We start from the raw sequence: 20,256 nt of genomic DNA, 5'->3' as shown, positions 1-20,256 counted from the left end.
AAGCCGTTTGTTGTGTTAGAAAGAATGATTTACTATGATGTAGTTAATGATAAAAGAAAAAGAAGGGAAGGAACGTAATGGATTTACATAAGTGGGAATATTGGATTTCAAAGCTCGAGCTTCAGCCTCATCCAGAAGGAGGGTTTTATAAACAAACCTATCGCTCCAATGATGAAATTTCTGATAAAGAAGTGTCATCGCAGTTTGATGATAAACGATTTCTATACACGAGTATTTACTTTTTATTAAGATCTCAAGATGTATCGCATTTCCACCGGCTGCAATCAGATGAACTATGGTACTATCATGGGGGAAGCCCTTTAACCATTCATATTATTTACCGCGACGGAACCTATCAAGAAGTAAAACTAGGTACAAACTTAGAAAATGGAGAAGTTCCTCAATTTTTAGTTCCAAGAGATACGATTTTTGGTTCCTCTGTGGCAAATGAGAATACATTTTCTCTCGTTGGATGCATGGTCGCACCAGGTTTTGATTTCCGTGACTTTGAATTATTCACAAAACAGCAGCTGCTTGATGAATTCCCTGAGCATGTTGTGATCATCGACAAATTAGGGTACGATAAATTGCCAAATGATTAAAAAGCATGCATCTCGGTTTGATGCATGCTTTTTTTATTTGAACCAGCCTTTTTCCTTAAAGCGAGTAATGGCTTCAATGCGGTTCTTTACTTCGAGTTTGTCCAGAATGGTAGAAATATAATTGCGCACCGTTCCAGTCTTAATAGATAGTTCGTCAGCAATTTCTTTTGTGTTTTTTCCATCAGCTACTAGAGCTAATACTTCTTTCTCTCTAGCTGTAAGAGGACTAGTAGATTCACTATATAAGTCATCCACTAACTCTGGAGCGTAGAGGCGTCTGCCTGCCATCACGCTTCGAATGGAATTTGCGAGTTCTTCACTCGGACTATCTTTTAGCAAGTATCCGCTTACGCCGGCTTTCAAAGCTCTTTGAAAATAGCCGGAGCGAGCGAACGTTGTCAAAATGATGACTTTGCAGTTTAAATCTTTCAGTTCCTCTGCAGCTTCAAGCCCAGTTTTAAGAGGCATCTCGATATCCATTACGCATATATCTGGCTGGTGCTGCTTAGCAAGTGATACCGCTTGTTCCCCATTTGAAGCTTTTCCGACAACTTCCATGTCATCTTCTAAATTTAACAAAGAGCCTAAAGCCCCTAACATCATTTGCTGATCTTCGGCAATAACAATTCGAATCATAATTGTTCCTCCTTAATATGTTTAACGATGTTTGGAACTGTAATATGAATAATCGTCCCCCCTTGACTGGAGATATCAAGATGGCCGTTTACAAACTCCAGCCGTTCTTTCATTCCTAAAAGACCGTTTCCTTTCCAGCAGGTTTTCTTCGTATTAATACCAACTCCATTGTCTTCTACCCTTATGCCTACTTCTTTTGCAGACTGATGTAAAGTAATCGTGCAAACGGTGGCTTGACTATGTTTGACCACATTGGTTACGGCTTCTTTTAAGCACATGCTAAGAATATTTTCAATTAGCAACGACACATTCTCTAATGAAATGGCCTCTTCTCCTACAAACTTAATTTCGGCAGCTTCTAAAAGCTCTTGAACGCGTTTTAGTTCTTCACTAAGGCGGATTCCACGCATTTGAGAAACCATGTTTCTCACTTCATTAAGAGCCGTGCGCGCTGTTTGCTGGACATCTTTTAATTCTGATTTTGCTTTTTCAGGATCTTTTGTAATAAGTTTTCTTGCTAAATCACTTTTTAGACCGATAAGAGACAGCTTTTGTCCTAACGTATCGTGCAGATCGCGAGCTATCCGCTGGCGTTCTTCCTGTTTTACAAGCTCAGAAATACGTTTGTTTGCATCTTCAAGCTGTTCTTCCAGCCGGTCTCGCTTCTTTCGATTATAAATGCTGAATGGCAGTACAATCACACTGATGGAAATTACAAAAATGAAAGGCAGCTGTTTTAAAAAGATCTCTTCTTGCATAACAACGTTAAAGTTTACCGAAATAACGGTGCTAATTAAATGAACAGCATACAAAGTGAAGAAAGCGAGTCGTTTTTGGATATTTCCAATAAAATAAGCGATAAAAAAAGCAAAGTAAAAGGCAAAGTAAATATAATTAAAAATAGTTGTCAGGGCTAAGGAAATAACGATTAACAAAGCTGTCCATACGTAAACGGACTTGCCTGTTGAAACAAACGCAAAACGATAGAAAATAAAAAATAAGATGGTGAGTAACGAACCAACAATAATGTGATTCATGGATGAAGACTGTAAAATAAAATAAAATGGTAGAATGACAAATACCGTCCATATGTACGGAGATAGCCCAGTGATTTTTTGGAAAAACGTATATTTTTTCATAAAGAACCTCGTTTACTTGTTAAAATACACTATTAGTTTACCACAAAGTAGAACGAAATAAGTTTAGAGAGATAGATAAAACAGTCAAGCTTCTGAAAGCTTGACTGTTTTGTTTTATTAAAGTTCTGCTTTTGTTTGAGATGAAATTCTGCTTGCTTTTGGTGCAGCTGAGCGTGTTTTTATTTCTTTAAAGCTCACAAACATTTTGTTTTCTTCATCCCATAGACGGAACCGAAGAGAGCGAAGACTTGTTGCGAGTGTAATGGTTGGTACATTTTGAAGAGGCTGTGTGTGTTGATGAACAGCTTCAAGCTTATAGTTGGGCACTCTTGGGCTTAAATGATGTACATGGTGAAACCCAATATTGCCTGTTAGCCATTGCAATAGTTTTGGAAGCTTGTAAAATGAACTTCCTTCAACGGCTGCTTTTACATAATCCCAGTGCTCATCTTCTTCAAAATAGGAATCTTCAAACTGATGCTGTACATAAAACAGCCAAATTCCAATGGAACCTGAAATGAAGAAAATCGGTCCTTGAATTAATAAGAATGCCTGCCAACCTACCAACCAGCAGGTCGCTGCTGCTAATGCAACGATCAATACATTTGTAAGATACGTATTCATTCTTTCTTGTTTCTTCGCATTTTTTTGATTGAATCGGTTTGTAATCAAAAATACATATATAGGTCCCACGCCGAACATAATGAACGGGTTACGATAGATACGGTAAGCAATTTTTTTCCAAATAGAAGCTTCTTTATATTCTGTTACGGTTAAGACCCAAATGTCACCCGTACCTCTTTTATCTAAGTTGCTGCTTGTTGCATGGTGAATTGCATGGCTATGTCCCCATTGACTGTAAGGGAACATCGTTAAGACACCGGTAATGGTTCCGAGAATTTTATTGTGTTGTCTACTTTTAAAGAAAGAGTAGTGACAACAGTCATGAAAAATAATGAATATTCTTACTAAAAATCCTGCTGCGATAACAGTTAGCGGAAATGCTAAAAAATAAGAAATTGAAAGGCTCTCATAAGCGAGAAACCACAGTGTGAAAAAAGGTAAAAAAGTATTAATCAATTGTCTTATGCTGTCTTTCATTACTGCTTTTTCAAAAGGTGCAACTTGTTTTCGTAAATTCTTTTGTTTTTGTATAGTCATATGAAATTCCTTTCATCACCGTATATTACCCTCAGTATAAAGAGATTTTTCTGACTATTTAAGACATACGTGTCATATAGAAACTATGACACTTGTCATATATACGTAGGGGGAAGCTGTAAAAAATGAAAAAAAGCGGTATTTAACAGTCTGCGGTTCTGATAAAATTATACAGTGAAGGCTTAGTGCTACGGAGTATTTAAGAAGAAAAAAGGAGTTTGAAATGAATAAAAGAAATAGATGGGTATATCTTCTTCTAGCTTTTGTGATCATGGGAGCAGGCCTTTTATCAAGAAAACTTACCGCGTATCTTCCTCACATCGTAAATATATATGCGGGAGATTCGTTATGGGCCTTAATGATTTTTGTCAGCGCGGGTTTTTTGTTTCCTGCATGGAAGACAAAAATGATTGGTATGTTTGCTATAGTGTTTTGTTACTTTATTGAATTTACACAGCTGTATCACGCTCCGTGGATTGATGACATAAGAAAGACTGCGCTAGGAGCGCTCATTCTGGGGTATGGCTTCTTATGGAGCGATATACTGGCTTATTCGATTGGAGTCGGAGTAGGAATGAGCTGGGAATATTGTAGATATCGATTTAAAAGATCCGTCTAGCAAATACGGTTCAACGAATCTTAGAACTCAGCTGAGGATGGAATAAGCCGTAAGGTTATGAAGCAGGATGTATATACATAAAAATAAACTTATGCATAAAAATTTTTTACTTAAAACCAATTGTTTATTCGTTGAACGAGAGGAAGAGAGGGGATTATTTGAACTTAATAGCCTGGATGATTATTGCATGTGAAATCGCTTTTTGGATAGTCATCGTTTTAGGATTAGCAACAAGGTATATGTTTAAAAAACAAAAGCTCAGTTTTTTTATTTTAGCTCTAACACCTGTTGTTGATTTTTTTCTTCTGATTGTGACGAGCGTAGACCTTTACGGAGGTGCTACAGCGACGTATGCTCACGCTATTGCAGCCGTGTATATTGGAATTTCGATCGCTTTTGGAAAAAGTATGATTCAATGGGCAGACGAACGCTTTCAATATTATGTGATGAAAAACGGAGAAAAACCTCGTAGACGCTATGGAAAAGAATATGCAAAGCATTATTTTAAGTCATGGATACAGCATCTTGTTGCTTACGCCATTGGAGCAACTCTTTTAGCGGCGATGATGTATATAGTACCAAATGGAAAAACCAACGTGCTGCAAAATGTAGTGGAATTTTGGACAGTTATTGTAGGAATTGATTTCTTATTATCTCTTTCTAATTTCGTTTGGCCTAAAAAAGAAAAAGAGTCCGGTTATACCAACTCATAAAAAGGCATCTTCATGTGTGAAAAATCAGCGAAAAAACCTCCCCGCAAGGAGGTTTTTTGTTTTACCATCCAGGGTATAGGTATATGAATGATGCTTGTCTGAGGTAGTTCAGTTTAGTTGCTTAAGCGGCTAAACTGCTTTTTGTGCAAATATATGTACATTTTATGTAGCATGCATGATAAGAATTCTGTGTATTCCATATACTACCTCATATGAAAGATAGACAAGTGATACAATACAGTTTGTTTTTAGGAGAGCTTTTATGAAAAAACGCCGGTTGGACTTTATTTTTTTATTTATTATTTTACTTTCAATTTATGCTTTCTTTTTTACCTCTATTGATGTTCATTGGAAGTATGCCTTAGTTGGATTATATGGTGTGATCATTTTCATTTGTATGTATTCACTTATGCTTGAAAATCGAACGCCTGAAAGTACGTTGGTTTGGATGTATGTCCTCTTTTTCTTTCCTGTTGCAGGCTTTTTCTTTTATTTGTATTCAGGACAGCTCTATTTAAAGGGGCATATGTTCAAAAAAAAGCGTATGCATAACCGAGAGATGCTTAGAAAGATGGCAGACAAAGAAACGACGCCTGATCTATCGCCGCTTCAATCTCATCAGCGTTACTTTGCTCAGTATCTTCAATGTGTATCTTTGACGAAGATGAATGTTCATACAAAAACCTACGTCCTTAAGAACGGGCAAGAAACGTTTAATGAAATCAAAAAGCATTTGCAATCAGCAAAACAGTTTATTCATATGGAATACTATATGTTTCACTCGGATTCTCTAGGAAAAGAAATCATTGATATTCTAATAAAAAAAGCAAGCGAAGGTATAGAAGTGCGCTTTACATTCGACACAATGGGAAGTTTTACACTATCGGGTTCAGATATTAAACGAATGAAAAAAGCGAATATTAAAGTGCATCCTTTCTTACCTATTAAGTATGGATTTTTCAACCAAAAATTTAACTTTCGAAACCACCGTAAAATAGTCGTAATTGACGGGGAAGTAGGTTTTGTAGGGGGATTGAATGTTGGGGATGAGTATCTAGGAAAAAACAAAAAAATTGGTTTTTGGAGAGATACTCATCTGATGCTAAAAGGAGAATCTGTTCAAACCTTGCATTCGATCTTTATGTTCGATTGGGAATACGTTTCTGGAGAATGCTTAATTAACAATGAAGCATATACAAAGCCTCATCCTGTCGAAGGAGAAGGCTTTGTGCAAGTGGTGGCGACGGGGCCGGATACGCAGGAAAATATGAGTGATTATTACTATACTATGATTACAAGCGCGACGAAATCAATCTGGATTTCAACCCCTTATTTTGTTCCAAATGAAGCCATAAGAACCGCCCTTCGTATTGCAGCTAGAAAAGGCGTAGAGGTACGAATTATGGTACCAGAAATTAATGATGGCTTTCTGACTCAATATGGAACGAGGTCATATTTTGCTGAACTTCTTCGATGTGGAATTGAAGTATATTCGTATAAAAAAGGGTTTTTGCATCAAAAAATTGTGATTATAGACGGAGATATGGCTTCGGTCGGTACTGCAAATATGGATATGAGAAGTTTTCATCTGAACTTTGAAGTTAATGCATTTTTAATTGAAGGAGAGACGATTCAAACGCTCATCAAAAATTACGAAGAAGATATTGAAGACAGTCATTTGATCAAACCAGTAGCATTTTACAAGCGAAGCTTAGTAGAACGTTCGAAAGAGTCATTTGCACGCTTATTTTCAGGTGTTTTATAAAATAAAGTTTGTTTTCAAAAAGCAGGAGGAAACGTATGGGTGAATCTCCATTTGTTAAAAAAGATACGTTTGGTCGAAAGTTACATCGCTTAAAAGAACGTACTAAGCCATTTGTCGTGCGTTTTTCACGGTTTGGTCATGTGGCTCAAGGTGTGGTCTATTTTATCATCGGTATATTAGCGATTCAGACGGCTTTCGGATTAAAAGGCGATTTAGTTACTTCTCAAGGAGCCCTACACACAATTGCAAAGCAGCCGTTTGGCTTTTTAATTTTAATTGTTTTAGCAGTAGGTTTAAGTGGATATGCGTTTTGGCAAATCATTTCTGCTATTTTTGATCCTCACCACGTCGGGCATGGGGTAAAAGGCGTTTTTACTCGTTTAGGCTATTTAGTTGTAGCCACGTTTTATATTAGCCTTTGTGTGAGTTCGGTAAAAATTTTGCTTCATGCTCACGTTCATACGTCAGGTAAGCATTATCAAACGGTATCAGCCAAGCTGTTATCTTATCCCTTTGGGCAAACCATCATTGCGCTTACAGGTATCGGCGTTATTATCTTTGGGATTGGACAAGTATATTGGGCTCTTTCAGGACGATTCCTAAAAAAACTAAAGAAAAACGAAATGTCAAAAGAAGAGTGGCGATGGAGCGGGCATATTGGAAAAGCAGGTATTATTGCTCGAAGTATCGTCTTTGGCATTATTGGTTTCTTTCTTATTCGCACGGCTCTTCAAGCGGATCCAGACGAAACGAAAGGGTTAGATGGAGCCCTTGCTGAAGTAGCACAGCGTCCTTTTGGGTCTGTACTGCTGGCTATCGTATCAATCGGACTTATGGCATACGGAGTATATATGTTTGCAGAATCAAGGTATAAACGAATCGATCCTTAATAAAATTAAAAAGATGAAAAAGCTACTTTTTATCTATCTGCTCATATCCTATAGCAGATAGATAATGAACAGGAGGAGAGGCAGATGCCATCGGTAGTAGGAGCCGTAAATATCTCGAATGTATTGGTTTCATCTTCAGTGGAGTTTGGTGATTGTCTGGCTATTAAGCCAAAAAGTACAGCTTTTACAACAGTCGGTTCTGGCAGCGGGAACACGGGGAATTTTATGAATATTACAAGCAGTTCCAGTACCGCTAATACAATTGATATGGATATTAAGGATCAAAATCTAGTGGGAAATGCATAAGAAACGAAAGCTTATCGTCATCGGACGGTAAGCTTTTTTATTTGAATTTTACGTATACCCAGACGTTTCTTTACCACAATGTACCTCTAGGATTCTATCTTATAGGAGTAGTAAACTAGACAGGTGATGTCAAAAAGTGGGGAGGCGAAATTATAAAATGAAGAAAATATGTATGAGCCTGATCGTTCTCTGTCTTTTCAGCGGAGGATTGGCCCCGATGAGTAAAGGAGCCGCTGCTTCTTCAGTGGGCACTGTCAAAGGTGACAACGTAAACGTATATCGTTCTCCTTCCTTGCATTCTTCTGTTATGCAGACAGTGAAAAAAGGAGAAGAATTTCCTGTCATTTCATCTGAAGCTGGAGATGCAGCTCAGGTTACTACTCATACGGTAGTGCCGGGAAATACACTATGGCTACTAGCTAAGCAATACGGTGTAACAGTCAGTGATCTAATAAAACAAAATCAGCTAAAAAAGACGGAGCTGATTCCAGGGCAAACGCTGAAAATACCGCCAAAAGGCTTGTTACATAAAGTAGTATCAGGAGATACGCTTTGGAAAGTCTCCGTAAAGTACGGTGTAAAAGCGAATGAATTAACAAAGTTAAATCAGCTATCCTCAACAAATATTAAGCCCGGACAAATGCTTATTATTCCTGATTACTATGTACAAGTACAGCTTTTGGAAGGGAAAAAGGGCTGGATCAAAAAATCTGATTTAGCGCAAAAGAAGCATCAGCCTGTAGTTATGGGTTGGAGCTTTAATGAAAAAACAGCAGGCTACACAGAATCGATGAAACAAAAGAATTTAGACGTTGTTTCACCTCGTTGGTTTACGCTAACGTCGAATGACAAAGTTGTTTCATCTTCTATAAATGAATCATATGTTCAAACGGCTCATAAAAACGGCAAAAAAGTCTGGCCGCTTATTGGTAACAATTTTGATGATGTACTTACAAGTGATGTGCTGAGCAACAAAGCAAAGCGGCAAAAGCTTGTATCGTCAGTAGAAAGTTCGCTAGTAAAAACAAACAGCGATGGGATCAATGTTGACTTTGAAAATATTAATATTAAAAACAAACAAGATTTTGTTTTATTTATTAAAGAATTAAAAGCAGCGTTAAAACCTCATGGTATGACTATTTCAGTAGACGTAACAAGAGAAAATAATGATCCTTTTTGGTCGGGAAGCTTTGATAGGAAACAGATTGGTCAAGTGGCAGACTATGTGATTATGATGGGATATGAAGAACACTGGGGAGGAAGTCAAGTTCCAGGATCTGTTGCTTCACTGCCTTGGGTGAAAGAAGGTACACAACTTCTTATGAAAGATGTACCTGCACACAAAATCCTGCTGGGAGTTCCTTTTTATACGCGAGAATGGAAAACGGACCTATCGACCAAAAAAGTTGTCACAAAAGACTTAACGATGAAAGAAGCAGAAGCTGTTATCTCTTCTAAAAAGTTAACTAAAAAATGGGATAGCCAATCCTCACAGTACTATGTAGAATACACGGAAAATGGTACGAAGCATCAAATATGGCTCGAAGACAAAGCATCTATGCAGCGCCGGGTTAATTTGATTAAGGACTATCATTTAGGCGGAGCGGCAGCTTGGTATATTGGTTCAGAAACATCAGATATATGGGAGTTATACAACTTTTAAATAAAAAACACACCTCTTGCTTGATTTATCGAGGTGTGTTTTTTTATTTGAATCATATTGAAACGCATACATCTATTTACAAACGAGATAAATTTTACAATATTTGTTTTTCTTGAGTTAATTTATAACTATATTCCAAAATGAGCCTATTTAACCTTTTTTTAGTTGAAAACGCTTAATGACTTTACGATAAAGATAATTTATAGTAAATTCAGTTTCTATACAATAAATTTACTAAATGAACAATTAAGTGATTTAATTATTAACTAAGTGAAAGGAATGAATGTTATGGGAAATGTATTAGTAATAGGATTTCCAGGTGAAGGGCATGTGAATCCTTCTTTAGGAATTGTAAAAGAATTGATGGCTCAAGGGGAAAAGGTCGTCTATTACGGTATTGAAGACTATGCTGAAAAAATTCGAAAATCAGGCGCGGAATTTCGTGAATATGAAGATTTTCGTCCAAGTCTTGATATGAGCAATCGAATGACCAAAGAAGAGTCTTATGATCGCTATGAAGTAATGAATTTGTTTTTAAATGAATCTGAGAATATTATTACTAAAATCATGAGTGAAACAAAGCACGAAACATATGATTATGTACTTTACGATTATCACCTTTTAGCAGGTTCCGCTGTGGCCGACCTTCTTCAGCTTCCGAAGGTTTCTCTGTGTACGACATTTGCGTTAGATAAGGAATTAGCAACTTGTATGATGCCAAGTGGTCAAACAGAACCTGACCAATCTTCCTTTTATCCTCAATTCGAAAAATCATTAAATAAGTTCAACAACCAATATAATACTGAGTTAAAAGATTCCATTGACATTATGTCGAATCCAGGGGATATTACGCTAGTATTTACGTCAGAATTCTTTCAGCCAAACGTAGCTGAATTTACGAGTGAGTACAAGTTTATTGGTCCTTCAATTGTTAAACGACTAGATATTGAAGATCCTTCTTACTTACAAAATGAAAATGAAAAAATTATTTTTGTTTCTATGGGAACTATTTTTAATCAGCAGCTAGAAATCTATAACTTATGTGTAGAAGCATTAAAAGATTTTAAGGGTAAAGTTATTTTATCTATTGGTAAAAATACAGAACCTGAAGAATTAGCACACATTCCAGAAAACTTCGTTGTGAAACAATATGTGCCTCAGCTGGAAATTTTAAAACGCGCGGATTTATTTATTACTCACGGCGGAATGAACAGCAGCAGTGAAGGTTTATACTACGATACGCCGCTTGTCGTTATTCCAATGGCAGTGGATCAATTTATGGTTGGCGATCGCGTGCAGAAGTTAGGAGCAGGTGTAAAATTAGACAAAAATAATGTATCTGCTGAGCTAATCAAAAATACAGTTAACGACGTTTTAACTACTCACACATATAAACAGCACGCACAACAAATTGGAGAATCACTTCGCTCAGCGGGAGGATACAAGCAAGGCGTGAAAGAAATTTTCAATGTGGTACCTGTTAAAGCGTAATAGATGTAAGGCAGCTAGATAACTAACAGAGAGGAGTAAATAATTATGAAGACTATAAAAAAAGCAGTTATACCAGCAGCAGGGTTGGGCACTCGTTTTTTACCCGTTACAAAATCTATCCCAAAAGAAATGCTTCCAATTGTAAATAAACCCGTAATTCAATTTATTGTAGAAGAAGCCTTAAAATCAGGAATCGAAGATATTTTAATTGTGACAGGAAACGGGAAACAAGCAATTGAAAATCATTTTGATCACAATATTCAACTAGAACACTTGCTTCATCAAAAAGGAAAAACTGAACTATTAGAAGAAATGGAGCAAATCTCTGAACTAGCGAACATTCATTACGTGCGTCAAAAAGAAATGAAGGGGCTTGGCCACGCGATTAACTGCGCTCGACAGTTTATTGGAAACGAACCGTTTGCAGTTTTACTTGGAGATGACTTAACAGATCCAGACCAGCCTTGTTTAAAACAGCTGATTGACCAGTATAACCAAACGGGATCGTCGGTTATCGGCGTACAGCGCGTCGAGGAAGAATCCGTTCACCGCTACGGGATTATAGATCCAAAAGCAAATAAAAACCGATTATACGAAGTGAATGGTTTTGTAGAAAAACCATCAGTCGAAGAAGCTCCGTCTAATTTAGGAATTATTGGACGCTATGTATTTACACCTGACATTTTTGATTATCTTGAAACACAGGAAGTTGGAAAAGGCGGGGAAATTCAGTTAACGGATGCTATTCAGCGTATGAATATAGACCGTTCTATTTATGCTTACGAATTCGAGGGTGAACGTTATGATGCAGGGGAAAAATTAGATTTTATTTTTACGACTCTTGCTTTTGCATTAAAAGATGAAGAATTAAAAGTACCTCTTTTGACCAAATTCAAAGAACTTATCAGCAAAGAAGAACAAAAAGAAAAAATTGCTGTACAAATTGGAAAATAACCTTCATTTACACACCTTTCTTCTACTTTTTCTTGAAGAAAGGTGCATTTTTTTGCGGAAATTGAACGTTTGACAGCTGGATAGAAAGGGTTGAAATGAGTTTATGTCGAAAACAGAAAATTCGTTTGTATCAGGCATAAAGATTGTATTTACAGACCGGGATTTTCGAACGATTTTTATTTCATTATTTATTATTGGATTATCTGTTGGCGGCTTTATGCCTTATTTAACGGTTTGGGCAACAAATACATTGCATGCCACTTCTTTTCAAGCAGGATTTTTATTTGTGCCAATGAGCATTATTGGTTTAATCGTATCGTTTTATTTAGCTTCGTTATCAGACAAATGGGGGAAACGAAAGCCATTTATTATTTGGGCGTTACTGATTGGAACCATTTCAAGAGTGCCGTTAGCGTTTACGCATTCTTACACAATAGCACTCATTTTACTTGCTATAGGAGGGTTTAATGCGTTTTCTTTTTTCTTTGCCCTGCTGAATGATTTTATTGTTAAAAAGCAAGAAAGCAAATCGCAGGCAGGTACGATTACTGGTACCGTGCGAATGGCTTTTTCACAAGGCTATATTTTTGGACCTATGCTTGGCGCTTTAATTATTGACCACGGAGGGTATACTCTTTTATTTTTATTATCAGGGTTGTTATCGCTAGCAACTTTAGGGTGGGTTCTTTTTGCACTTAAAGAAGACAGTATGCCCCAAACTTCAGCTCATGCATCTTCAAAAGCGCCAGCCGGTATACCTTCTGTGTTAATAGCTGTATTCGTAGCAGCTCTTTTCATTTTTGCGGGTGATTCCGGGCGTTCTATGTATTTGCCGCTCTACATAACGGATACGTTAAAACAATCCGTTTCGATTGTAGGGATTCTCTTTACCGTTACATCTGTTTTTGAGCTAGTATTTATGCCGTTAGGGGGCTATTTTTCTGATAAGATCGGAGTTAAACGATTCTTTGTTATTGGAATTGCTTGCCAAGTGCTTTATTTTGTTTTAACGAGCCTTCATTTACCACTGAGTGGGTTAATTGCGCTTCAGGTATTTTATGCCTTTATTCTGTCCGCTACGATGGGAGTGGGAATGGTGTATGCTCAGTCACTGGCTCCGCGCCAAATTGGACTAGCCACGACGGCGTATATGACCGCTATACAAACTTCAGCAGTTGTCAGCAGCTTAGCTATGGGGTCACTAGTTAGCGTGATTCCTTTGCCTTCTACTTTTTACATTTTAGCTGTTTTTGCAGTTGTTTCAGGTGTGATGTTTCTATTTATGAAGCAAAAACCAGCTGAGGAAATGAGTTGAGAAGTTAAGAAGAGAGTGAGACATACGTTCACCACAACAAAAAAACGAACCATTGATCAATGGTTCGTTTTTTTACTTTTTCTAAAATACTTTTGCCCCAGCTTCTTTTTTTATGATGCTGTTTCTTGAATTTGTTCGCTGCGATTTTTATTTAAAATTTTGCGGTAGCGGTAATTAACAAAAGCGGCAGCCGCCATACCTACTACTGAAAGCATTGCATCAAAAATAAAGATGATTGAAATATGTCCCGTTTTAGACATGAGCCCTGTTGCTAAAGGCAATAAAATTGCAGCTAATCCAGCAGCGGTCGCTACAATTCCCGTAACCGTTCCTTTTTTGTTCCAGAAAAGCTCGGTCATAACGGTAATCGCTAATTGAAAGACCCCAGCCGTAGAAAATCCCATGAAAAAAGCAGCTGCAATTGCAATAGCAGGTACTTTAACAAACAGAAGCGTAAGTACGGCTATAAGGGTAATCATCGGGTAAACGAGAATAACCGTTACAGGACGAAGCACTTTGCTTAACAATACAGCTAATACTAAAACAGAGATTAACGCTCCGATGCTGTAGTAGCTTAAAAGGCGGACCGAGGTGCTTTCGGCCATACCTAATACTTGTTGACCATAAGTAGGGAGCCAAATTTGAGCCACCGTAAAAAGCGCTGTAGAAGTAAATCCAATCACAATAAGAGCAATTCCTTCTTGTTTCATTTTAGGAGCAGAGATAAATTTATTCTCTGCTGTATTTTGCTGTTGTACTGTACTCTGTTCGCGTTTATGATTGGGAAAAGGCAGTTTGAACATAAAGATCATATTTAGTAAATAAATAAGAGCAGGAAGAAAAAAAGCATACCCATAAAATAAATCACGATCTGCAAAAAAAGCAATCATAAACGGAAGAAGCGCTGCTCCTGCTGAAATAAATGCTTTTACAAGAACACTGGCTGAACCTGAAGATTTAGGAAAGACCTCAATCAAAGCAGGGTACGTTCCAGCATCCATAGCAGAGTTTGCAATACCAGCAATAATGGCAAAGATAAAGGCTGTTTGATAATTTGGCGATAATGGAATGCCGATTAAAAAAATAGCCATCGTCAGAGATGAAACAATAATCAAAGGCTTTCGTCCGAATTTATCAGACAAGACGCCTGATAGAGAATACGAAAGCAATTTTCCAATTCCAATAGCAGAAATAATATAGCTGATTCCAGCACCGTCGGTATTTAATTGTTTTGTCAAAAATGACATATTTGATGCAAGCATGATATTTACCATGCCAAGTAGAAAGTAGTTAATATACATACCTGAAGCTGACAGCATGTACTTATTTTTCATCGTTTACACATCCTTACGTAAAAAAAGCTTATATGAAAGGGATAAAAGTAACACCCGTTCCTCCTTTTTTCTTCGTTATTTATAAACCTACTTCCATGATAAGTTTACGAAGACATTACCTTTACCTTTTATCATTATATTTATTTAGTCCTTTTTAGTATGTGACTAAATGCGTGCACCTAGTGCTTCAAATCAATATGAAATCTATTCTAACATGTTTTTAGCGCTTTAAACCAAAAAAGTGATATTTTATAAAAAAATCCTGTCTTCTTTCGCGGCTTCACAAAAGAAACCCCACAAAAAATGTTTGTTTTAAAGCCAGGATGCACAAGAAGTGCCTCCCAATAGTGGTTATTAAAAAGGAGAAAAGGGTATTTATAAATTAAGGAAAAAGAAACAAAAGAAGAAAGGTGGAAACAATGAAACACAAAGTATTTTTTGATGCGCAATGTCCTTTATGTTACAACGTAAAAAAAATAATTAAAGCGCTGGACTGGACGAACCAAATTCAGTGGATTCCAGTTCAATACATTGAACGAACGGAGTATAGTTACTTAAAAGAAGAGGGAAGAGACTTATATGATCAAATTCATATGGTGACCAAAAAAGGAGAAGTTCTAGCAGGATTTGAAACGGTCAGACGTCTTTTAGCTGTTTTGCCTCTTACATTTCCAATAGGTGTGCTTTTGCATTTACCATTAATGAACAAAACGTTTAGTCCGCTATACAAATGGGTCTCCACAAACCGATACGACTGGTTTGGACGCTACGATTCTCCGCGAACCACATAAACAAAAGGGACAAGCTTTGAAAAAGCTTGTCCCTTTTGTTTTGAAGACCTTATACTTTATACATACTTTAATTTTAAAAAAACGTTAATTTAGTGTGATTTAGACGCGTGAATTTTAGAAAAACAGCTATAGCTGAAAGGGAGAACTTATATGATAACAAAATGGACAGCTGAACGAATGCCTGATGTAATAGGAAAAACAGCCCTTATAACGGGAGGAAACAGCGGCATTGGATTTGAAGCAGCAAGGGCTCTAGCAGCTCGAGGAGCAGAAATCATTCTTGCTGTGCGTAATGAGGAAAAAGGGAAAGAAGCTGAGAAAAGAATTAAAGCGGATAACGGAAATGCTAAAGTGACTATTATGTCATTAGATCTCAGTGACTTGAGCTCTATTCGGCATTTTGCCAATCAATTTCTTCAACAATACCCGTCTTTGGATCTTCTTATTAATAATGCAGGCGTGATGATTCCGCCTCACAGCAAAACGAAAGACGGCTTTGAACTGCAGTTTGGCTGTAATCATTTAGGGCATTTTGCGCTTACGGGTTTGCTGCTTCCTTTACTAATGGCAACTCCACATTCAAGAGTCGTAACGGTAAGCAGTATAGCTGCTAATTCTGGAGAGATCTATTTTGATAATCTAGACGGGGAAAAAGGCTACAGTCCAATGAAGTTCTATAGACAAAGTAAACTTGCCAACCTATTGTTTGCTAAAGAACTGCAAAACCGCTTAGAAGCAGCTGGATCGACGACAATTAGTGCTGCGGTACATCCGGGTATTTCAAATACTAACCTATTATCACGAGGTTCAGGTAAAGAGCCAAACGGCTTGCTGAAATTTTTAGTCAAGCTATTTAGTCAATCTGCAGAAATGGGCGCGCTGCCTACTCTTTATGCAGCCACTGAATCAATAGAAGGCGGTACATATATCGGGCCGGATGGAAAAGATGCTAAAAAAGGATATCCTGTAAAAGATAGGATGGGAGATGTTTTATTTAAACCGAACGTAGCGGAAAAACTATGGAGCGTATCCGAGAAATTGACAGGTGTTATGTATTCGTTCCGTGCGTAAGGTAAAAAAGAGGTTGAGACATAACGAGATAAATCCAATTGAAAGGCGAACAAATGGGATACATAGCTGAACCGCTCGTGAAACCGCCGTTGATTTCCGTGCGAGACTTCGCTTTCCGCGGGCGGCCGCTGAGCCTCCTCGTCGCATACGCTCCTGCGGGGTCTCACCTGTTCCGCTTTTCCCGCAGGAGTCTTCGTCTTTCCCTCGAATCAACTGCTAGAAAGACTTACACACATTAAACCTACGTTTACCATAACCAACAAAACGAACCACGAATCAAACATCTTGATTAATGGTTTGTTTTTTATTTCGTCTAAAATACTTTTGTCCTAGCCTCTTTTTTGTTGCCCAAAAGCTATAGGTAAGCGGGTTAAATAAAAAAAAGAATGTTGGATAGCATAATGATAAGTAAATGTACAATGAGGATGCTCTCTTTTCAAAGAAGTAGACGTACTCAACAAAGCTGAAGAAGCGGAGGGAAGTAACAGTGCCTGACAAACCTAGTATTACCTCAAGCGAAATTGGGACGCTGTGGATGACATATCAGCAGAAAACGTTAATTATTTGCTTGTTAGATTATATGATTGAACATGCGGATGATGAAGATGCTAAAACAATTATGACGGACTTGCGTGAGCAGCTTATTATATACATACGAAAAATAAAAACAATATTTGAAAAAGAGGGAGCGGTAGTGCCAACAGGGCTTTCATCTCAAGACGTAAACGTACAGGCTCCAAAACTATTTACTAATGGATTTGATATTATGTTTCTTCGTGTCATCAAAGAAATTAGTATGGGGATGTATACATTAAGTTTAGGCAAGGCCTACAGAGAAGATGTGGTGAAATTTTATCAAGATTTAACAAAAATTACGCAAGAGTGCTACGATTCCTGTACGCAGTACTTATTGAAAAAAGGAATTTTATCACGTCCACCCTATATTCCGATGCCAACCACCGTTGAGTTTGTTTCGGATAGAAAATATCTGAGCGGCTTAAATGTATTTGCGGACAAAAGAGTATTAAATACGATGGAGCTAGCGCAAATTTATCATGGAGTCGAAACAAACATTGTCGGGATGAAGTTAATGAAGGCTTTTTCTCAAACGGCGAAAGATGCCGAAGTGAAAAAGCATTTTTTGAAAGGAAAAGAGCTCAGTAAAAAAATTATTACGCGACTTGAAGAAATAATTATACAAGACGATATTTCACCTTCTGTTGCCTCAACAGGAAGCATAACGACTTCTGAAACGCCTGCTTTTTCGGATCGTTTGATGCTGACATGCGATATTTTACTAAGTAACTTCAGTATCGGAAGTCAGGCGTTTGGAGCAGCATTTAGTTTTCGAAGAGATATTGTCGCTAAAATGATGCTGATAGGAGAAGATGCGTTTCAATATGCAAGCGAAGCAACGGAAATTATGATCAAAAAAGGCTGGCTTGAAGTTCCGCCAAGTATTGATTAGCTAAAAGGAAAGCCTCTTTCATGCATTGTAAATGGAAGTTTATATATCTTTACACACCTTTAACCTTTTATTCAAGTTGATTTAACAGACTGCGTGTACAGTTAAGTTATGTCAATAATAAACAGTAAAGGGTGTAAACAATGAAAAAACGTGCAATTGGAGCGGCAGTATTATCAGCGGTAACTGTAGCAGCGCTGGCATTTGGAACAAATTCACCAACAGATGCTAAAGCAGCTAAAGGCGTAAATAACCAAAAAGCTAAAAATGTTATTCTTTTTGTTGGAGACGGTATGGGTACCGATCATCGTGATGCGATCCGACTGGCCGCCGTAGGTGCAAATGGAAAGTTAGCAATGGATGATATGCCAACAGTAGGAAGAGTCCATACATCTTCAGGAAATTCATTTGTTACGGATTCCGCTGCAGCTGCTACAGCTATGGCTTCAGGAGTTAAAAGCTATAATGGCGCTATTGGCGTAAATATGAAAGGAAAGCCAGTTCAAACGGTTTTAGAAAAAGCAAAATTAGCTGGGAAAACGACGGGGCTTGTGACAACAAGTCAAGTAACAGACGCAACTCCAGCTGCTTTTGGCGCACATGTTAAAGATCGAAGTGCTCAAAGTGACATCGCGAAGCAGTATCTTGAAAATAGTAAAGTAGATGTGATTCTAGGTGGCGGAGAAGATTATTGGTACCCAAAAGGAAATGAAGGTGCACACTCAGATGCCCCGCCAGAAGATAAAACTGAAGGAAGCAAAGGAACGCAAGGGAACTTAGTAAACAAAGCACAAAAACTTGGATATACGTACGTTAATAACGAAAATGAATTAAAATATGCTAAAGGAACAAAATTGCTTGGTCTGTTTGCTAATGAAGAAATGTTTCAACAAGCTCCTGAAGGCCAAGGTGATGTGTACAACCCTCAAGTATCTCTAAAAGACATGACAAAAAAAGCAATCAATACGCTATCACAAAATAAAAAAGGGTTCTTTCTTGTAGTAGAAGAGGAAGCCATTGATGAAATGGCTCATAATAATAATGCTGAACTCATGATTAAAGCAGGTAAGCAGCTTGATGATACGGTGAAGATGGCTAAAGCTTATGCTAAAACACACCCAGACACTCTCGTATTAGTAACAGCTGACCATGCAACCGGAGGTTTAGCACTTGAAAAAGTAGACAATAAAGATAACGGTGAAAATGAAGCATCAAAAGAAGACGGGCCATTTGCAATCGCTCATTCAAAAGAGCAGTTCGTTGCGGATTGGACAACTGAAGAGCATACGTCATCAGACGTTCCTTTAAATGCAATGGGTGCCGGCTCAGAAAGATTTACCGGAGTATATGAAAATACGTATTTACATGATGCTCTTCTAAAAGCAATGAATTTAAAATAAGTGAGATAAAAACACGGTGTTGATTTAATACACTTAGTATGTAAATCAACACCGTGTTTTTGCTTTATTTGAGCAAGTTATGATGGAATTTCTTCAAAGGTATGCTACGATAAGAATTATCTTGAATTGAAGAGGTGTCACGATGAAAATAGAAGTTTGGTCAGATTTTGTCTGTCCTTTTTGTTATATTGGAAAGCGCCGATTAGAGCAAGCGCTTCAGCAATTTGCACACAAAGATGATGTGCAGGTTGAATTTAAAAGCTTCGAGCTAGATCCAAACGCCCCAGTTAATACTGGCAAAACGATTAATGAAGCTCTTGCTGCTAAATATGGAATGACGATTGAACAAGCGAAGCAAGCAAATGAAGGAATCGGACAGCAGGCAGCTAGTGTGGGCTTATCCTTTAATTTTGACGATATGAAGCCAACTAATACATTTGATGCTCACCGCTTAGCTAAATTTGCAAAAGTTCAAGGAAAAGAAGCAGCCATTACAGAAAAACTCTTATATGCATACTTTACTGAATCAAAACATCTAGGTGAAGAAGAGACGCTGGTTGCTGTTGCAGAAGATGCAGGTCTTGACCGAGAAGAAGCACGTCAAATTCTCGCAGATAAAAACGCATACGCAAATGAAGTCCGCAGTGATGAAGCAACGGCTCAGCAATATGGTATTAGCGGTGTTCCATATTTTGTTGTTAATCAAAAATATGCGATTTCAGGTGCACAGCCAGTCGAAACATTTGTAGGGGCTCTCCAACAAGTATGGGAAGAAGAAAATCCGACTCCCGCTTTGAAGAGTCTTTCTCCAGAAGGCGCAGATGATGCCTTTTGTGCAGATGGGCAATGTGCCGTTCCTGATTCCTCTAAAAACCAACAATAAACAAAAAGCAGAGGCGGAAATTTCGCTTCTGCTTTTTGTTTATTTGTAAAAAAAAATT

The 20,256-nt window shown here is 37.7% G+C and carries 20 protein-coding genes; 15 read left to right on the top strand and 5 right to left on the bottom strand.

Translation table 11 applies throughout. From position 1 onward, the window contains the following. Nucleotides 1-77 precede the first annotated feature (77 nt). Nucleotides 78-602, top strand: a complete 525-nt coding sequence (locus ACFX4E_RS06390; RefSeq protein ID WP_013056196.1) for a cupin domain-containing protein — start codon at nucleotides 78-80, stop codon at nucleotides 600-602. 33 nt (nucleotides 603-635) lie between these two features. On the opposite strand, the gene ACFX4E_RS06385 is transcribed toward ACFX4E_RS06390, so the two are convergent. The 3 genes from ACFX4E_RS06385 to desA all read right to left on the bottom strand — a co-directional run bounded on the left by ACFX4E_RS06385 (nucleotide 636) and on the right by desA (nucleotide 3,538). Beyond that, complete coding sequence (locus ACFX4E_RS06385; protein ID WP_013056197.1) at nucleotides 636-1,238, bottom strand: response regulator transcription factor; 603 nt, start codon at nucleotides 1,236-1,238, stop codon at nucleotides 636-638. Beyond that, the gene (locus ACFX4E_RS06380) at nucleotides 1,235-2,377 is read right to left on the bottom strand and encodes a sensor histidine kinase (protein WP_028408034.1); all 1,143 of its coding nucleotides are present in this window, start codon (nucleotides 2,375-2,377) and stop codon (nucleotides 1,235-1,237) included. The genes ACFX4E_RS06385 and ACFX4E_RS06380 overlap by 4 nt, the downstream gene beginning before the upstream one ends. Nucleotides 2,378-2,494: 117 nt before the next feature. Continuing rightward, entirely contained in the window at nucleotides 2,495-3,538 is a 1,044-nt protein-coding gene (gene desA, locus ACFX4E_RS06375; RefSeq protein ID WP_013082402.1) for a Delta(5) desaturase DesA, read from the bottom strand. A 223-nt stretch (nucleotides 3,539-3,761) separates the two neighbouring features. Here desA and ACFX4E_RS06370 point away from each other — a divergent pair, with 223 nt between their 5' ends. From ACFX4E_RS06370 to ACFX4E_RS06330, 9 genes are all read left to right on the top strand, one after another. Further along, nucleotides 3,762-4,157 carry a ribosomal maturation YjgA family protein gene (locus ACFX4E_RS06370; RefSeq protein ID WP_377238897.1) on the top strand — a complete coding sequence of 132 codons (396 nt, stop codon included), beginning with the start codon at nucleotides 3,762-3,764 and terminating at the stop codon, nucleotides 4,155-4,157. A 158-nt stretch (nucleotides 4,158-4,315) separates the two neighbouring features. Beyond that, nucleotides 4,316-4,870: a hypothetical protein gene (locus ACFX4E_RS06365; RefSeq protein ID WP_098332317.1), complete on the top strand. Its 555-nt coding sequence runs from the start codon at nucleotides 4,316-4,318 to the stop codon at nucleotides 4,868-4,870. Between the two features lie 262 nt (nucleotides 4,871-5,132). Then, on the top strand, nucleotides 5,133-6,635 hold the full coding sequence (cls, locus tag ACFX4E_RS06360) for a cardiolipin synthase (protein ID WP_060746028.1): 1,503 nt from the start codon (nucleotides 5,133-5,135) through the stop codon (nucleotides 6,633-6,635). A 35-nt stretch (nucleotides 6,636-6,670) separates the two neighbouring features. Continuing rightward, the gene (locus tag ACFX4E_RS06355) at nucleotides 6,671-7,525 is read left to right on the top strand and encodes a DUF1206 domain-containing protein (protein ID WP_014460878.1); all 855 of its coding nucleotides are present in this window, start codon (nucleotides 6,671-6,673) and stop codon (nucleotides 7,523-7,525) included. 84 nt (nucleotides 7,526-7,609) lie between these two features. Then, a complete protein-coding gene (locus ACFX4E_RS06350; protein WP_028408039.1) occupies nucleotides 7,610-7,831 on the top strand; it encodes a spore germination protein in 222 nt (73 codons plus the stop codon). A gap of 157 nt (nucleotides 7,832-7,988) precedes the next feature. Beyond that, nucleotides 7,989-9,494: a glycosyl hydrolase family 18 protein gene (locus ACFX4E_RS06345; protein ID WP_377238896.1), complete on the top strand. Its 1,506-nt coding sequence runs from the start codon at nucleotides 7,989-7,991 to the stop codon at nucleotides 9,492-9,494. 288 nt (nucleotides 9,495-9,782) lie between these two features. After that, entirely contained in the window at nucleotides 9,783-10,985 is a 1,203-nt protein-coding gene (locus ACFX4E_RS06340) for a macrolide family glycosyltransferase (protein ID WP_098248315.1), read from the top strand. 45 nt (nucleotides 10,986-11,030) lie between these two features. Next, complete coding sequence (gene galU, locus ACFX4E_RS06335; RefSeq protein ID WP_253352506.1) at nucleotides 11,031-11,939, top strand: UTP--glucose-1-phosphate uridylyltransferase GalU; 909 nt, start codon at nucleotides 11,031-11,033, stop codon at nucleotides 11,937-11,939. Between the two features lie 103 nt (nucleotides 11,940-12,042). After that, nucleotides 12,043-13,254, top strand: coding sequence for a sugar efflux transporter (locus ACFX4E_RS06330; protein ID WP_114324261.1), 1,212 nt, complete (start codon nucleotides 12,043-12,045; stop codon nucleotides 13,252-13,254). Nucleotides 13,255-13,364: 110 nt separating this feature from the next. On the opposite strand, the gene ACFX4E_RS06325 is transcribed toward ACFX4E_RS06330, so the two are convergent. After that, nucleotides 13,365-14,588 (bottom strand): MFS transporter, encoded by a 1,224-nt coding sequence (locus ACFX4E_RS06325; RefSeq protein ID WP_252124337.1) that lies wholly within the window; start codon nucleotides 14,586-14,588, stop codon nucleotides 13,365-13,367. A gap of 419 nt (nucleotides 14,589-15,007) precedes the next feature. Between ACFX4E_RS06325 and ACFX4E_RS06320 the strand changes: the two genes are divergently transcribed. Beyond that, nucleotides 15,008-15,379: a thiol-disulfide oxidoreductase DCC family protein gene (locus ACFX4E_RS06320; protein ID WP_098791570.1), complete on the top strand. Its 372-nt coding sequence runs from the start codon at nucleotides 15,008-15,010 to the stop codon at nucleotides 15,377-15,379. Nucleotides 15,380-15,529: 150 nt separating this feature from the next. Next, entirely contained in the window at nucleotides 15,530-16,450 is a 921-nt protein-coding gene (locus ACFX4E_RS06315; protein WP_377238893.1) for an oxidoreductase, read from the top strand. Here ACFX4E_RS06315 and ACFX4E_RS06310 read toward each other — a convergent pair. Then, the gene (locus ACFX4E_RS06310; RefSeq protein ID WP_225049654.1) at nucleotides 16,397-16,663 is read right to left on the bottom strand and encodes a hypothetical protein; all 267 of its coding nucleotides are present in this window, start codon (nucleotides 16,661-16,663) and stop codon (nucleotides 16,397-16,399) included. The genes ACFX4E_RS06315 and ACFX4E_RS06310 overlap by 54 nt on opposite strands. A gap of 274 nt (nucleotides 16,664-16,937) precedes the next feature. On the opposite strand from ACFX4E_RS06310, the gene ACFX4E_RS06305 reads away from it, so the two are divergent. The 3 genes from ACFX4E_RS06305 to ACFX4E_RS06295 all read left to right on the top strand — a co-directional run bounded on the left by ACFX4E_RS06305 (nucleotide 16,938) and on the right by ACFX4E_RS06295 (nucleotide 20,198). Beyond that, nucleotides 16,938-17,918 carry a DUF3231 family protein gene (locus ACFX4E_RS06305; protein WP_060746746.1) on the top strand — a complete coding sequence of 327 codons (981 nt, stop codon included), beginning with the start codon at nucleotides 16,938-16,940 and terminating at the stop codon, nucleotides 17,916-17,918. A gap of 140 nt (nucleotides 17,919-18,058) precedes the next feature. Next, nucleotides 18,059-19,315: an alkaline phosphatase gene (locus tag ACFX4E_RS06300; RefSeq protein ID WP_377238892.1), complete on the top strand. Its 1,257-nt coding sequence runs from the start codon at nucleotides 18,059-18,061 to the stop codon at nucleotides 19,313-19,315. A gap of 142 nt (nucleotides 19,316-19,457) precedes the next feature. Continuing rightward, on the top strand, nucleotides 19,458-20,198 hold the full coding sequence (locus ACFX4E_RS06295; protein ID WP_377238891.1) for a DsbA family oxidoreductase: 741 nt from the start codon (nucleotides 19,458-19,460) through the stop codon (nucleotides 20,196-20,198). Nucleotides 20,199-20,256 lie beyond the last annotated feature (58 nt).

This window comes from Priestia sp. YIM B13491 (genome assembly GCF_042787605.1).
Taxonomy (GTDB): Bacteria; Bacillota; Bacilli; order Bacillales; family Bacillaceae_H; genus Priestia; species Priestia megaterium_E.
This window is presented reverse-complemented; position numbering and strand designations above follow the sequence as displayed.

Bases quoted from the DNA above. Each gene is read 5' to 3' on its own strand.
- ACFX4E_RS06330 (WP_114324261.1), top strand. From the start codon at position 12,043: ATGTCGAAAACAGAAAATTCGTTTGTATCAGGCATAAAGATTGTATTT.
- ACFX4E_RS06315 (WP_377238893.1), top strand. From the start codon at position 15,530: ATGATAACAAAATGGACAGCTGAACGAATGCCTGATGTAATAGGAAAA.
- ACFX4E_RS06320 (WP_098791570.1), top strand. From the start codon at position 15,008: ATGAAACACAAAGTATTTTTTGATGCGCAATGTCCTTTATGTTACAAC.
- desA (WP_013082402.1), bottom strand. From the start codon at position 3,538: ATGACTATACAAAAACAAAAGAATTTACGAAAACAAGTTGCACCTTTT.
- ACFX4E_RS06340 (WP_098248315.1), top strand. From the start codon at position 9,783: ATGGGAAATGTATTAGTAATAGGATTTCCAGGTGAAGGGCATGTGAAT.
- ACFX4E_RS06355 (WP_014460878.1), top strand. From the start codon at position 6,671: ATGGGTGAATCTCCATTTGTTAAAAAAGATACGTTTGGTCGAAAGTTA.
- ACFX4E_RS06380 (WP_028408034.1), bottom strand. From the start codon at position 2,377: ATGAAAAAATATACGTTTTTCCAAAAAATCACTGGGCTATCTCCGTAC.
- ACFX4E_RS06390 (WP_013056196.1), top strand. From the start codon at position 78: ATGGATTTACATAAGTGGGAATATTGGATTTCAAAGCTCGAGCTTCAG.
- galU (WP_253352506.1), top strand. From the start codon at position 11,031: ATGAAGACTATAAAAAAAGCAGTTATACCAGCAGCAGGGTTGGGCACT.
- ACFX4E_RS06295 (WP_377238891.1), top strand. From the start codon at position 19,458: ATGAAAATAGAAGTTTGGTCAGATTTTGTCTGTCCTTTTTGTTATATT.
- ACFX4E_RS06350 (WP_028408039.1), top strand. From the start codon at position 7,610: ATGCCATCGGTAGTAGGAGCCGTAAATATCTCGAATGTATTGGTTTCA.
- ACFX4E_RS06345 (WP_377238896.1), top strand. From the start codon at position 7,989: ATGAAGAAAATATGTATGAGCCTGATCGTTCTCTGTCTTTTCAGCGGA.
- ACFX4E_RS06385 (WP_013056197.1), bottom strand. From the start codon at position 1,238: ATGATTCGAATTGTTATTGCCGAAGATCAGCAAATGATGTTAGGGGCT.
- ACFX4E_RS06300 (WP_377238892.1), top strand. From the start codon at position 18,059: ATGAAAAAACGTGCAATTGGAGCGGCAGTATTATCAGCGGTAACTGTA.
- ACFX4E_RS06325 (WP_252124337.1), bottom strand. From the start codon at position 14,588: ATGAAAAATAAGTACATGCTGTCAGCTTCAGGTATGTATATTAACTAC.
- cls (WP_060746028.1), top strand. From the start codon at position 5,133: ATGAAAAAACGCCGGTTGGACTTTATTTTTTTATTTATTATTTTACTT.
- ACFX4E_RS06370 (WP_377238897.1), top strand. From the start codon at position 3,762: ATGAATAAAAGAAATAGATGGGTATATCTTCTTCTAGCTTTTGTGATC.